The 13,973-nt window shown below is 66.8% G+C and carries 11 protein-coding genes; 2 read left to right on the forward strand and 9 right to left on the reverse strand.

All coding sequences use genetic code 11. From position 1 onward, the window contains the following. Nucleotides 1-103 precede the first annotated feature (103 nt). Complete coding sequence (locus NDK18_RS04445; RefSeq protein ID WP_250627182.1) at nucleotides 104-3,943, reverse strand: YhdP family protein; 3,840 nt, start codon at nucleotides 3,941-3,943, stop codon at nucleotides 104-106. 27 nt (nucleotides 3,944-3,970) lie between these two features. After that, the gene (gene rng, locus NDK18_RS04450) at nucleotides 3,971-5,455 is read right to left on the reverse strand and encodes a ribonuclease G (protein ID WP_250627183.1); all 1,485 of its coding nucleotides are present in this window, start codon (nucleotides 5,453-5,455) and stop codon (nucleotides 3,971-3,973) included. A 110-nt stretch (nucleotides 5,456-5,565) separates the two neighbouring features. Here rng and NDK18_RS04455 point away from each other — a divergent pair, with 110 nt between their 5' ends. Together NDK18_RS04455 and NDK18_RS04460 are read left to right on the forward strand one after the other, a co-directional pair. Next, nucleotides 5,566-6,231 carry a response regulator transcription factor gene (locus tag NDK18_RS04455; RefSeq protein ID WP_250627184.1) on the forward strand — a complete coding sequence of 222 codons (666 nt, stop codon included), beginning with the start codon at nucleotides 5,566-5,568 and terminating at the stop codon, nucleotides 6,229-6,231. Further along, nucleotides 6,228-7,610 (forward strand): ATP-binding protein, encoded by a 1,383-nt coding sequence (locus tag NDK18_RS04460; RefSeq protein WP_250627185.1) that lies wholly within the window; start codon nucleotides 6,228-6,230, stop codon nucleotides 7,608-7,610. The genes NDK18_RS04455 and NDK18_RS04460 overlap by 4 nt, the downstream gene beginning before the upstream one ends. A gap of 1 nt (nucleotide 7,611) precedes the next feature. Here NDK18_RS04460 and NDK18_RS04465 read toward each other — a convergent pair whose 3' ends face one another. From NDK18_RS04465 to leuS, 7 genes are all read right to left on the reverse strand, one after another. After that, the gene (locus tag NDK18_RS04465) at nucleotides 7,612-8,181 is read right to left on the reverse strand and encodes a Maf family protein (RefSeq protein WP_250627186.1); all 570 of its coding nucleotides are present in this window, start codon (nucleotides 8,179-8,181) and stop codon (nucleotides 7,612-7,614) included. Between the two features lies 1 nt (nucleotide 8,182). Then, the gene (gene rlmH, locus NDK18_RS04470) at nucleotides 8,183-8,653 is read right to left on the reverse strand and encodes a 23S rRNA (pseudouridine(1915)-N(3))-methyltransferase RlmH (RefSeq protein ID WP_250625514.1); all 471 of its coding nucleotides are present in this window, start codon (nucleotides 8,651-8,653) and stop codon (nucleotides 8,183-8,185) included. 9 nt (nucleotides 8,654-8,662) lie between these two features. Then, entirely contained in the window at nucleotides 8,663-9,010 is a 348-nt protein-coding gene (rsfS, locus tag NDK18_RS04475) for a ribosome silencing factor (RefSeq protein ID WP_250625906.1), read from the reverse strand. A gap of 106 nt (nucleotides 9,011-9,116) precedes the next feature. Continuing rightward, on the reverse strand, nucleotides 9,117-9,746 hold the full coding sequence (gene nadD, locus NDK18_RS04480; RefSeq protein ID WP_250627187.1) for a nicotinate-nucleotide adenylyltransferase: 630 nt from the start codon (nucleotides 9,744-9,746) through the stop codon (nucleotides 9,117-9,119). A gap of 8 nt (nucleotides 9,747-9,754) precedes the next feature. Next, nucleotides 9,755-10,765 (reverse strand): DNA polymerase III subunit delta, encoded by a 1,011-nt coding sequence (gene holA / locus NDK18_RS04485; protein ID WP_250625512.1) that lies wholly within the window; start codon nucleotides 10,763-10,765, stop codon nucleotides 9,755-9,757. A gap of 7 nt (nucleotides 10,766-10,772) precedes the next feature. After that, nucleotides 10,773-11,315, reverse strand: a complete 543-nt coding sequence (locus NDK18_RS04490) for an LPS-assembly lipoprotein LptE (RefSeq protein ID WP_343219677.1) — start codon at nucleotides 11,313-11,315, stop codon at nucleotides 10,773-10,775. 5 nt (nucleotides 11,316-11,320) lie between these two features. After that, nucleotides 11,321-13,954, reverse strand: coding sequence for a leucine--tRNA ligase (leuS, locus tag NDK18_RS04495; RefSeq protein WP_250625510.1), 2,634 nt, complete (start codon nucleotides 13,952-13,954; stop codon nucleotides 11,321-11,323). Nucleotides 13,955-13,973: the final 19 nt, after the last annotated feature.

Below are 13,973 nucleotides of genomic sequence, written 5' to 3' on the forward strand. Positions count from 1 at the left end.
TTTTCCGTCTGACGGCCAATGTCGGAGGAATCTTTTAAGGATCCCGGCGAAGGCCCCGAGGGGCGTAAGCTGCCATGAGGCTTTGTAGGCCTGCAAGCCGCAATTATTCGTAGGTCTTCGGCGGAGCGCCTTCTTTCTTGTCCACCGGTGTGAAAACCGGCTTGTCCCAACCGCCCTTTACCGTATAGCGCTTGCCTGAGGCTTTGTTCAGGCCGCGCCCGAGCAGTCCCTGCACGGCGAAACCCGCCGCCGCCCCGACCGGCCCGCCAGCCAGGGCACCGACCACCGGCAGGCTGTTGCCCAGGTGAGGCACCACCAGCACCTGCTGGTCGTAATCGCGTGCGCGCAATCCGGTGCGGCCGGTGATGGTGATGTCCGCCGCCGGCCCGAGGATCTGCAGGTTGTTGGTGGAGGCGTTGCCATCGGCCAACTGGAAATCGCCCTTGATCGAATCGAAGGAAAGGCCCTTGCCAAGCACGTCGCCGAAATCCAGCGACAGTCTCCGCGGCAACTCCGACAGCGAGACCAGGCCGAACAAACGTCCCACGCCCGGCTGCACCTCGGGAATCCGCCCCTTGGCCACGTCCACGCGCAGCTGGCCATTCATGTTGGCAAGTGTCAGCGCCGACGGTCCGCCAGCCCAGGTGGCGTCCAGGCGCGCCTGGGTACGGCCGCCTTCGAACAGGCCACCGAAGCCTAAGGCATCGAGCATGCCGCCAAGGTTCTCGGCGGCAAAATCCATCGCCAGGTGCGTACGGCTGGCCGTGGCATTGCCATTCCAGTCGCCGCTGGCGGTGACCTGGATGCTGCTGGACTGGCTGCGCAGCTGGTCGATGTGCATGCCCTTGTCGGTGGGCCAGGTTTCCAGGCGCGCCTCGCCAAGCTTGGCATCGCCCAGCCGCAGGTCGCCGATGAAAAGGTGCAGCGGCGGCACGCTGGCCGGTGCGATGCCGGGCTCGGCAGGCTTCGGTAACGGCGGCACGGCTGCCGTAGCACTCGCGGCGGCGGGCGCCACCACCGATGCTGTAGACGCCTTGGTCCCGGCTTTGCCCTTGGCGGTGGCCGCGTCGTCGCGTGGCCAATAGACACGCGGCAGACGTGCGGTTACCCCGCGGCGCGTGAGATCAGTGGAAGGCACATCGAAGCTGCCGGCGAGGTTGGGGCTGTCCACGGTGATCTTCAGCGCGTCAGCACCCGGGGTGGCCGCCAGGTGCATCTGGCCGAAGTCCTGGCCGAACACCAACGCATGATCGGCATTGATGTCGATGCCATCCAGGCCGGGACCCTGCCCGCCATCGCCAACGCTGGTTGCGTACTGCACCCATCCGGAAACATCCACCACGTCGCCGTGGCCGGCAAAACGCATGCCCTTGTCCGGCAGCGTGGTAGGCATGGAGGTGCCCAGGTTGAAGGTAGCGGCAAACGGCGGCCCCTTGTCGGCGCCCAGGCGCATGCGCGCGCGCACCGCGTCACCCAATGCCAGGCGCAGTTCCGCGCCGTCGGTGGGCAGGCCCAGGTCCACGCTGATCGGCAGCGCCGTGTCGGCCTTCTTCTTGGCAGGCACCGGGAGTTTCAGCTCGATGCCGCGAAGATCCGAACTCACATGCAGCGCCTGCGTGGTCTTGTCGTTGCCTGCACGGGAGACATCGAAACCGACATCGAAGCTGGCGCGGCCATTGGCCAGGTCGCCGAGCCACTTGATGTTGTCGTAACCGGCAACGAGTTCGGCGACGGAAAAATCACCCTGCAGGCGTGCGTTGAAGATCTTGTCCGGATCACCCGTGCCATCGGCCACGCCCAGTGCAAGCGTGGCGGGCCGATCACGGTAGGTTGTCTGCAACGGGCCGGCCTTCATGCCCTTGCCATCGAAGGTAAGCGGCCCGGTGAGCTTGCCCAGCTTCAATCCCCAGGCATCGGCGGTAAGGTCGGCGCCTTTGAGCTGGGCCGTGCCCTGCAGGTTGAAATCCTCGCCTTTCTTCAGCGGCATCAGCAGGTGGAAGTCGAAGCTGGCATCGCCGCCGAGCTTGAGCTTGTCCAGCGTATCGGCGCTGTTGCGCGCCACCGGGCTGTTGCGGACGAAGTCCAGCAAGGACGCCGCCGTACCTCCCCCGGAAGCGCCAAGGTCCAGCACCGAATCGCCGAAGTCGGCGATGGTGGCCTGACCCTTCTCCACGCGCACTTGGCGCCCCTGGCCAGAGGTCACATCCACTTGCATGCCGTTGTCGACGAAGCTCGCCACGGCATTGACGTGCTCGGCCGCGGGCCAGTTGTCGCTGTAATTAAGGTTGAGGTCGCGAAGCACGGCGCGACCTTCGAAACGGCCTTCGTGCCCCTTGAAGGGCCAGTCAGCCAGGCTCCCCCGTACCAGCGCCGCGGCCGATTCAATCGTGCCCGATACCAGCGCGCGGTCGAGCCAGTGGATGGTGCCCTCGGGCATGGAATGGTAGGGCCAGAACAGCTTGGCGGCGGAAACCTGCCCGCCTGAAATACTGGCGTAGAGATCCAGGAACGGACGGCCGCCGGCATCGGGAAAAAGGATCTCGCCACGGGCCTGGCCGGCGAACTGCTCGCCGGTGAAGTCGAGCGTATCCACGCCCAGGTGCCAGTTGCCGTCGTCATGCCAGGCGGCGATATCGCCGTCGATCGCCGACATCAGGAAGGGTTTGCGGAACACGTTGGGAAAGGACACCGTGATGGCCTGGCGTGGCAACTGCAAGGCCATCGCGCTGCCATCGCCGCGCACATCGCCCTGGACGTGGTCGATGCCGGGAAGGCTGCCCACGGCGTCGATGCCAAGGCCCTGGAAACTGGCCGCCACCGAGCGCGCGTCGACGTCGTCACCCCAATGCGCGGTGGCGGTGGTGAGCTTGCCGCGCGGCCGCCCCCCGGCCAGCCACGCCGCCACGCCCGGCGGTGTGGCTGGCAGCACTGCCGCCCAGGGCAGCAGCGGCGCAAGGTCCACTTCGTGGGCCGCGATGTCCAGGTTGCCTTGCGCGCCGATGGTGAGTGTCAGCACGCCCTTGTCGTCGTCGGCCCAGAGCACATGGTCGCCATCGGCGCGGCGCTGGAAATCGACCAGGCCGTGCAGCCCGCTGGTGGCCACGGCCTGGGTGGGCCCGTGCATGGCGAGATTGGCCAGGTCCAGGCGCGCGACGCTGCGCACCACCACGCCACGACGCCAGTCGTTCCAAAGCTGGAAACTGCCGGTACCCGCGCTCACGCCATAGCCATCGACATCCAGGTCGCCGACCATGGCCTTGAGGTCGACATTGTCGCCACGCCCGTAGACCCGCCCGAAGCTGCCGTCGTCGGCGAACAGCCCTACCGCATGCAGACGTCCGGGGCTGCCCACGCGCATCAGGTCGCCGGCGAAACGCACGCTGCCGCCACGCTTGCGCAGGTGCGCCTGCGGGCTGCGCAGTTCAAAGCGGTGACCGGTGCTTTCATCGAGCAGCGACACACCGAAATCACTTACCCAGAGGTCAGCCGACAGATCGCCCAATGAAGCCTGCCGTCCACCACCCGCACCAAAACCGTCGACATGCCACACACCGGCCGTATCACGGCGCAACTGCAGTCGCACGCCCCCAAGGCGCAAGTTCAGCCAATTGCGCGAGCGCATGAACAGCGCACCGAAGTCGAGCTTGAATTCAGCCGTGGGCAACATCAGCGGCGGTGCGCCGTCGACACCCTGCAGGGTGACATCGTGCGCTACCAGTACTGGCCCGGATGGCTGCCAGTGCCCTTCCAGGGTGGCGAAGCGGATGTCGCGGTGCAGGCGGTCGCTAAGGATCGACGCCACGCGCGCGGGATAACGTGCCGCCAACGGCAGCAGCAACTGCCCCAGTGCCATCGTCACGGCGGCAAGGATCAGCACACCGGCGACAAGGCCGATGAGGGCGAAGCGCAGCCGGCGCCAGCGGTGCAGCCAGGGGTGCGTCACCGACGGCACGCCACGGCGCGCGGTCGGTCAGAGCAAGACCACATCGAACTGTTCCTGCGAATAATGTTCTTCGGCCTGGAAGCGTATGCTTTTGGAGATGAACTCCTCCAGTTCGGCCACGGCGGCGGACTCCTCCTCGAGGATGCGGCCCACCACCTTGGGACTGGCCATCACCAGCAGTTTCTCGGCATTGAACTGGCGCACCGCCCGGGTAATTTCCCGAAAAATTTCATAGGTGACGGTTTCGGCGGTCTTCAGCGTGCCCCGGCCGCTGCAGGCGGGGCACGGTTCGCACAACTGGCGTTCGAGGCTCTCGGTGGTGCGCTTGCGCGTCATTTCCACCAGCCCCAGCGCCGACATCGGGTAGACGGTGGTCTTGGCGTGGTCTCGGGCGAGGCCTTTCTCGAGCATGCGCAGCACCTGGCGCTTGTGTTCGTCGTCCACCATGTCGATGAAGTCGATGATGATGATGCCGCCGAGGTTGCGCAGCCGCAGCTGCCGCGAGGCCGCCTGCGCCGCCTCCAGGTTCGTGCGGTAGACCGTTTCCTCCAGGTTGCGGCTGCCGACGTAACCACCGGTGTTGACGTCGATGGTGGTCATCGCCTCGGTCTGGTCGACGATCAGGTACCCGCCGGATTTGAGCGGCACTTCCTTGCGTAGCGCGCGCTGGATTTCGTCCTCGACGCCGTAGAGGTCGAAGATCGGCCGTTCGCCGGCGTAGTGTTCGATGCGGTCGTCGAGCACCGGCATGAACTTGTGCACGAACCTTGCGACCTTCTCGAAGGTTTCGCGCGAATCCACCCGCACTTTCTCGATGCCGTCGTTGAGTGAATCGCGCAAAGCGCGAAGCGGCAGGGAGAGTTCCTCGTAGACGCGCTCGCCGACCTTCGCCTTGACGATGTTTTCCTGCACGACGCGCCAGACCTTGCCAAGGTAGGTGACATCGAAGGCGAGTGATTCTTCCGATTGACCCTCGGCATTTGTGCGCACGATATAGCCAAGCGGTTTTTCCCCCAGCAGGGGAGTAAGGACATCCTTCAGGCGCTGGCGTTCGGATTCGTCCTCGATGCGCACCGACACGCCCAGGGTACGGGCCTGCGGCAGCAGCACCAGGTAGCGGGAGGGGATGGAAAGGTGCGTGGACAGGCGAGCGCCCTTGGTGCCGATCGGGTCCTTGACCACCTGGACCACGATTTCCTGGCCCTCGTGCACCAACTCGCTGATGCTGGGCGTGGGGCCGCCGTTGCCATTGCCGTTGGCTTCGCCTTCGCCGCCGGTCGGCTGCGGCCTGACGATGTCCGAGGCGTGAAGGAAGGCGGCCCGGTCCAGGCCGATTTCCACGAACACCGCCTGCATGCCCGGCATGACCCGTTGCACCCTGCCCTTGTAGACGTTGCCCACATAGCCGCGTTTGAGCGCGCGCTCGACGTGGACCTCCTGCAGCATGCCGTTTTCGACCACGGCCACGCGGGTTTCGCGGGGGGTGACGTTGATCAGGATTTCTTCACTCACCGCATTGATCCTTCTTTGATCCATCTTTATAGCTGCTGGATCAAGAACCTGTCGATGCAGTAATGCCAACCCTGCAGCGATGGGCCGCACATCGGTTATTGTCGGCGCCCATGAAGCTTCTTCTGGTTGAGGATTCGGACCGCCTCCGCGGCACCCTGTCGCGGGGCCTGGCGGCCGCCGGGTTTACCGTGGACACCGCCGCCGACGGCGTGGAGGCGTTATCGTTCCTGGCTGCCTACGAGTACGAACTGATCGTGCTCGACCTCATGCTGCCCCGCCTGGATGGCCTTGGGGTGCTCAAGGAGCTGCCCCGCGGCGGCCAGCGGCCGGGGGTGATCGTGTTGTCCGCCCGCGACGCCGTGGGCGACCGCATCCAGGCACTGGACACTGGTGCCGACGATTACCTGGTGAAGCCTTTTTCCTTTGACGAACTGCTGGCCCGCCTGCATGCGCTGGCCCGGCGTCCCAGGGAGGCCCAGCCGGCCACGCTGACCCTCGGTGGCCTGTCCGTGGATCCCCGGGCCCGCGAAGCCCGTGTCAACGGCCATGTACTGGCCCTCACCCCACGTGAATTCGGCATACTCTCGCTGCTGCTGCGCCACCGCGGGCGCGCCTTCAGCCGGGCGGAAATCCTCGAACGCACAGCCGGCAGCGATACCGGCACCTCGGACCGCAGCGTGGAGGTGATGGTCTTCGGCCTGCGGCGGAAGCTCGACGCGGCGGGCCTACCCCTCTTGATCGAAACCCGTCGCGGCGCCGGATACATCATCCCGTGAGCCGATCCGCGTCGTTGGCGTGGCGGCTGACCGCGCCACTGGCGCTGGCAGTACTGCTGGCGATGGGCGCCGTCGCCCTGTTCATGGACCACCAGGTGGACAGCGAGCTCGATGCCCGCTTCCACGATGCCCTGCTGGCCCAGGCCAAGGCCCTGACCACAGTGGTGGAGTTCGAGGAAGGCCGCCTGGTGGCGTCTTCCAACGGCACCCAACCGTCGCTGCTGGGCGGCGATGCGCCCATTTCATACGAACTTCGCTGCGAGGGGCGTGCGGCTTCGCGCAGCGATCCGGCGCCACCCGCGCCGCCCGGCTGGCCGGAACAGGCCACCACCACGCCCCGTTTCGACGAACTGGACGACGCTGGCGGCACGCAGACGGTGATGTTTCGTTTCGACGCCCCCTACCCGGCCGCCCGCGGGGTGCGTCCGCACGCCACCGCGCAGGCTCCCCGGACCTGCTGGCTGCTGGTCAGCCGCCCACGTCACGACATGGACCAGCTCCTGCTGACCATGGACTGGATCCTGGCCTTGGGGCCGGTGGCGGCCTCCCTGGCCATGTTGCTGGCTGTGCCCTGGCTGGTGCGCCGCGGGCTGGCTCCCCTGCGCACGCTGGCCGAACGCATGCGTGGCATCGGTCCGCAGGCGCCAGCCAGCCGCCTGCCCGAGGCCGGGGTGGAGGAGCTTGAGCCCCTGGTGGCGCGCTTCAACGAGGTGCTGGCCCGGATGGACGAAGTGCTCGCCCGCGAACGGCAGTTTGCCAGCGGGCTGGCCCACGAGACTCGCACCCGCCTGGCGGAACTGCGCAGCCTCGTGGACGTTGAAACGCGCTTCCCCAGTGAACGAAGCCCGCGGGAGGTGATGGCCGAAGTCGGAGCGATCGGCGCGGAACTCGAGGCCACCGTCACCGCCCTGCTGGAACTGACCCGGCTGGAGGCCGGCTTCGAGCCAGCCCGCCGCGAGAGCGTGGACATGGGTGCATGGCTGGCCCGCACGCTTGCCCTGCACCAGGCCACCATCACGCGGCGCGGGCTGGTACTGGACATCGAAGGCTTCGAACCCGGCAGCACGATGATCACCGACCCGGCGCTGCTGGACATGCTCATGGGCAACCTTATTGCCAACGCGGTGAGCCATGCGCCGGAAGCCGGCCGCGTGTCGCTGGCCCGCCATGGCGAGGCCCTGGATGTGTCCAACGACGCGCCGGAGCTTAGCCAGGCCGACGTCGGGCAGCTCGGCCACCGCTTCTGGCGCAAGCACACCGGCGAAGCGGGGCATGCGGGCCTGGGGGTATCGTTGGCGGCCGCGGCCGCGCATGCGCTGGGCCGGAATTTAAGCTTCGAGCTGGACCAGGCCCAGCGGCTGCATGCCCGGGTGCGCTAGCTCAAGGGGCGCGGCGAATACCGGCGGATTGCAGCAACAGATATGTTTCGTGCAACGGCAAGCCCATGACACCGGTGAAGCTGCCTGAGAGATGTTCGATGAAAGCGCCTGCATGGCCCTGGATGGCATAGGCACCTGCCTTGCCGCGATGCTCGCCAGTGGTGAGATATTCGGCGATGGCGTCTTCATCCAGTGTCGTTAGGCGCACCTGTGACGTCGAGGTCACCGAGCGGGCGAATTCCGGTCCCACCAGCCACACCGTGGTTATCACTTCATGCGTGCGACCCGACAGGCGCCGCAGCATGCCGGCCGCGTCATCGTCGTCCACGGGCTTGCCGAACACTTCATCGTCCAACACCACCTCGGTATCGGCAGCCAGCACGAAGTCCGTCGCCGACACCTTGCGCCGCCCTGCCGCGGCCTTTTCGCCCGAGACGCGCGTGACATAACCCAGCGGCGTTTCGTGTGGCTCGCGGACTTCGGGGATGTCCAGGTCCAGCGGTTCGAAAGCGAAGCCGATCTGCGCCAGGAGTTGCCGGCGGCGCGGTGATTGCGATGCAAGGTAAAGCATGTCAGGCCCGATGGTAGGGGTGGCCGGCCAGCAGCGTGGTGGCGCGGTAAAGCTGCTCGGCAAGCACCAGGCGAACGAGCATGTGTGGAAGGGTAAGCGGACCCAGCGACCAGCGCTGGTCGGCGCGCGCCAGTACTTCGGCGGCATGACCGTCGGGGCCGCCGATCAGGAAAGCGAGGTCTCGTCCGGACATCCGCCACGCAGCCAGTTGCGTGGCCAGTTCTTCGCTCGACCACGGTTTACCGCGTCCATCCAGGGCCACCACGTGGGTATCGCGCGGCAAGGCGGCGAGGATCGCCGCGCCCTCGTCGGCCATCGCGCGCGCATCGTCACGGCCCTTGCCACGCAAGCCGGGCTTGAGCTCGATGAGCTCCAGCGGCAGATCGTGCGCCAGGCGTTTACGGTATTCGCCGAAACCTTCAGCCACCCACGCAGGCATGCGTTCGCCAACGGCGATCAGACGCGCCCGCATCAGTGCACGTTAGTCGTTGGCGGCTTCCGCACCATCGTCGCCAAGCGTCCACAGCCGCTCAAGGCCATAGAACTCGCGGATGCGCGGCAACATGATGTGGACGATGATGTCGCCCAGGTCCACCAGGACCCATTCGGCCTCGACCTGGCCTTCCACGCCCAGCGGCATCACGCCCGCTTCCTTGGCGAACTTGATCACTTCGTCGGCGATGGATTTGACGTGCCGGGCGGAGGTGCCCGAGGCAATCACCAGGGTATCGGCGATGGAGGTTTTGCCCCGCACATCCAGTTCGCGGACGTCCTTGGCCTTCAGTTCCTCTAGCGCGTCGATCACTCGCTTGCGCAGGGTCTCGTTGATGTTGGGGGCGTGGGACGGTTTGCGATTGGACTTTTGGCTCAAAAGGGCGGACCTGAAGGGTAGGTGGGCCGATTATAGCCCCGTCCAGCTTCGCCAGCGAAAGGGCCTAAGGGACTTCCGTATAGGGCGCCAACAGGCCGGGCCGGTCCACCACCCCCGCCGGCAGCAGGTAACGCGGCATGCGTCCGGCGGCCAGCAGATCGCGGATGGCGGTGGCCGAGATGTCCAGCGCGGTCACGGTGATCGGGATCACCTGCCCCGCCGGTCCCGCGGGCACCCTTGCGCGCCGGGGCGCGATTTCGTCGGCGAGCTCAGGGTCCAGCACCGGATGTTCGCCTGGCCGGGTCAGCACGCCGACGTGGGCCAGGCCGAAGATTTCACGCCAGCGGTTCCAGCGCGGCAGGCCGGCGAAGGCGTCGGCGCCCACCAGCAGCAGCAGCGGCCGGTCCGGGCCGATCTCGCCGCGGAGCTCGGCGAGGGTGTCCACCGAATAGGAAGGGCCTTCCCGCTCCAGTTCGCGTGTGTCCAGCCGCAGCACGTCTTGGCCGGCAAGCGCTGCCTCGAGCAGGGCTACCCGCTGCGCCGCCGTCGCGCGAGGCGGAGGGCGGTGGGGAGGCACGTGTGCCGGCACCAGGGCGATCTCGGCATCGAGCGCCTCGGCCGCTTCCCAGGCCACGCACAGATGGCCCAGGTGGACCGGATCGAAAGTGCCGCCCAGGATCGCCAGTGGACGCATCGGCCGGCTCAGGCCAGGGCCGCCGTCGCGCGCGGCTCGGCGATCGCCGCCACCAGGCGCTCGGCGGCGCGCCAGGGGTCACCCTGCTCGCGGCCCTTGGCCATGCGGTCGATGGCGGCGGCGCGGGCCAGGCACGCGAGCCAGTGCTCTCGCGGCGCGCGGCGCAGGGCCTGGCGGAAAAGCTGTTCGCGTGCTGGCCACAGGCGCTCGGCCCGGGCCTGCGAAGCGAAGTCGCGGGCATTGGCCAGGCGCATGGCCATCTGCAACTGGTTCACCAGCCAGCCCATCAGCGGGATAAGTTCTTCGCCCTCGGCCTTCAGGCCCGCAAGGATGCGCAAGGCTCGGCCGCCGTCACCGGCAAAAGCGGCGTCGGTCAGCTTGAAGGCGTCGAAGCGGGCGCTGTCGGCCACGTAGCCTTCCATCGCGGCTTCGTCCACCCGCGCGTCGCCGGCCAGCACCACCAGCTTGTCGATTTCCTGGGCGGCGGCAAGCAGGTTGCCTTCCACCCGCTCAGCCAACAGGGCCGCCGCACCCGGCGTGGCCTTCACCCCGCGCGAAGCAAGGCGCGCGCCGATCCAGGCGGCCCATTCGTTCGGCCGCGGCGCATTGAACACCACCTGCACGCCGGCGGCGTCCATCGCCTTGCTCCAGGCGCTTTCATGCTTGCTGCTCCATTCGGTGGCGGTGACCAGCAAGGTGGTATCCGGTGGCGACGCCGCGCAAAATGCCGTGATCGCCGCCCCGCCCTCCTTGCCGGCGCGACCGCCGGGCAGGCGCAGGTCGATCAGGCGGCGCGTGGCGAACAGCGACATGCCCGCGCCGGCGCGGGCGAGGTCGTCCCAGTCGAAGCGGGCGTCGGCCTCCAGCACCTCGCGCTCGTCGTACCCCAGGCGCCGGGCCTGGGCCCGCAGGGCGTCGGCAGCCTCGAGCACCAGTAGCTCCTCGCCGGCCAGGAGGTACACCGGGGCCAGCTCGCTGCCAGCGAGCTGCTTGTGCCACTGTCCCGGACTGAGCGGCATGGGTGCGTCAGTCGGCCTTGGGCGCCGGGGTAACAGCGGGCTGGATCACTTCCGGATGCTTTGCCGCAGCTTCCAGGCGGAACAGGATCGACTGGACCATGTCGTCCACCAGGCTGTTCTGCAGCTGTTCGGTTTGCGCCGCCGTACCGATGGTGTTGAGCGCGTCGTAGCTGAAGTCGCGCGACATATCGATGCCACGCTGCGGGATCACCACGTTGCCCTGGCCATCGGAGAGGCTGAAGTCGACGTGGTAGCGCACGGAATATTCCGTGACGCGGGCCGTGCCGCCGACGGTGAGCGTTTGCGTGCTGAAGGCGGCCGTGGGCACCTTCAGCTCCGCGATACCGGTACCGCCGTGGTCGAGCACGGTGGAACCGGCAAGTTCCAGCGCGCGGCTCAAGCTGCGCTCCAGCTTGCCGCCGCCGCTTACCGTCAGGTGCACCTGCTTCATCGACTCAGGCAGTGCCGCGCTTCGGCGCAGGTGGAAACCGCAGGCCGACAGGGCGGCCAGGGCGACGAGCAACAGCGGGAGGCGGAGCATGCGGAGCATGGAATTCATCCTGCGACGATGTTGACGATCTTGCCCGGGACCACGATCACCTTGCGGATGGTGAGCCCCTCGAGCTGCTTGGCCACGGCCGGATCGGCCTTCGCCGCGGCCTCGGCGTCTTCCTTCGAAGCCGCCGCCGGTACCTCGATGGTACCGCGAAGCTTGCCATTGACCTGTACGGCCAGGGTCAGGGAGTCCCGGACCATGGCGGCCGGGTCGGCCACGGGCCAGGCCTGGTCTTCCAGCACGGTTTCCGCATGACCCAGCAGCTGCCACAAGGCGTGGCTGGCATGCGGGGTGAACGGGTTGATCAGCAGCACCACGGCGGTGAGCGTTTCCTGGCGCACGGCGCGGCCTTGCGGCGAGGCATCGTCGAACTTGCCCAGGGCGTTCATCAGTTCCATGAGCGCTGCGATGGCCGTATTGAAGGATTGCCGGCGGCCGACGTCGTCGCCGACCTTGGCGATGGCCTCGTGCAACTGGCGGCGCATGGTTTTCTGGGCGCCGTCGAGCGAGGCAATGTCCAGCACGGGCGCGGCACCGGCATCGGCATGCGCCTGCACTTCGCGCCACAGGCGGCGCAGGAAGCGGCTCATGCCTTCCACGCCAGCCTCGTTCCATTCCAGCGACTGGTCCGGCGGGGCGGCGAACATTGAGAACAGGCGCACGGTGTCGGCACCGTACTTGCCCACCATCGACTGGGGATCCACGCCGTTGTTCTTCGACTTGGACATCTTCTCGATGCCGCCGATGTGCACCGGGGCGCCGTCTTCGCGCAGGATCGCACCGGTGATGCGGCCACGGTCATCGCGCAGTACATCGACGTCGGCCGGGTTGTACCAGTGCTTGCCGCCGTTGGCTTCGTCGCGATAGAAGGTTTCGGCCACCACCATGCCCTGGGTCAGCAGGTTGGTCACCGGCTCATCGCTGTTGACCATGCCCTCGTCGCGCATGAGCCGGTGATAGAAGCGGAAGTACAGAAGATGCAGGATCGCGTGCTCGATGCCGCCGACGTACTGATCGGCCGGCATCCAGTAATTGACGCGCTCATCCACCATCGCGTTGGCCTTGGGGCTGGTGTAGCGCGCCACGTACCAGCTCGACTCCATGAAGGTATCGAAGGTGTCCGTTTCGCGCTCGGCCGGGCCGCCGCAGGTGGGGCATGTGGTCTTGCGCCATTCCGGGTCGGCCTTGATCGGCGACACCACGCCGCTGAAGGCGACATCCTGGGGCAGCACCACGGGCAACTGGTCTTCGGGCACGGGGACATCGCCGCACGAGGGGCAATGGATCACCGGGATCGGGCAGCCCCAGTAGCGCTGGCGGCTCACGCCCCAGTCGCGCAGGCGCCAGTTCACCCGGCGTGAACCCAGGTGCGATGCCTCCAGCTTGCTTGCGAGGAATTCGAAGGCCTCGCGATAACTCTTGCCGTCCAGGTCGCCGGAATTGACCACGCGCATGTCGCTGCGGGTTTTATCCGAATACCAGTCGCGCCATTGCTTCGGATCGAAGGTTTCCCCTTCCACCGCGATCACCTGGCGGATCGGCAAGCCGTACTTGTTGGCGAATTCGAAATCGCGTTCGTCGTGGCCGGGCACGGCCATCACGGCGCCGGTGCCATAGCCCATCAGCACGAAGTTGGCCACCCACACGGGTATGTCTTCGCCCGACACTGGGTGCACGGCCTTGATGCCCGTGTCCATGCCGCGCTTTTCCTGCGTTTCAAGTTCGGCTTCGGACACGCCGCCCTGGCGCAAATTGGCAAGGAATGCCGCAAGCACCGGGTTCGACTGCGCGGCCTTCTGCGCCAGCGGGTGCTCGCCGGCGATGGAAACGAAGGTCGCGCCCATCAGCGTATCCGGGCGGGTGGTAAACACGGTGAGCGGGTCGCTTTCGCCCGGCACGGTGAACTGGATATCCAGGCCCTCGCTGCGGCCGATCCAATTGCGCTGCATGGTCTTTACCGCATCCGGCCAGCCGGGCAAGGTATCCAGGCCATCGAGCAACTGCTGCGCGTAATCGGTGATACGCAGGAACCATTGCGGGATCTCGCGCTTTTCCACCAGCGCGCCTGAGCGCCAACCGCGGCCGTCGATCACCTGCTCGTTGGCCAGCACCGTGTGGTCGACCGGATCCCAGTTCACCACCGCATTGCGGCGATAGGCCAGGCCCTTCTTCATCAACCGCGTGAACATCAACTGTTCCCAGCGGTAGTAGTCCGGATCGCAGGTAGCGAATTCGCGGGTCCAGTCGTAGGCAAACCCCAGGCGCTTGAACTGCGTGCGCATGTGGTCGATGTTCTGGTACGTCCACTTCGCCGGGGCCGTGTTGTTCTTGATGGCGGCGTTTTCGGCCGGAAGGCCGAAGGCGTCCCATCCCATCGGCTGCAGCACGTTCTTGCCCAGCATGCGCTGGTAGCGGCTGATCACGTCGGAGATGGTGTAGTTGCGCACGTGACCCATGTGCAGCGCACCGGACGGGTACGGCAGCATGGAAAGGCAATAATATTTCTCGCGGGAAGGATCTTCCTTCACCTCGTAGGCGCGTTGCTCGTTCCAGAAGCGTTGCGCGCCTTCTTCCACGGCGGCCGGGTGGTAGCTTGCGGCTTCGCGGGGCGCCTGGTCAGTGTCGTGCTGCATGGATATCCGTACCGGTAAA

It is taken from the genome of Pinirhizobacter soli (genome assembly GCF_015905305.1).
Classification (GTDB): domain Bacteria; phylum Pseudomonadota; class Gammaproteobacteria; order Xanthomonadales; family Rhodanobacteraceae; genus Pinirhizobacter; species Pinirhizobacter soli.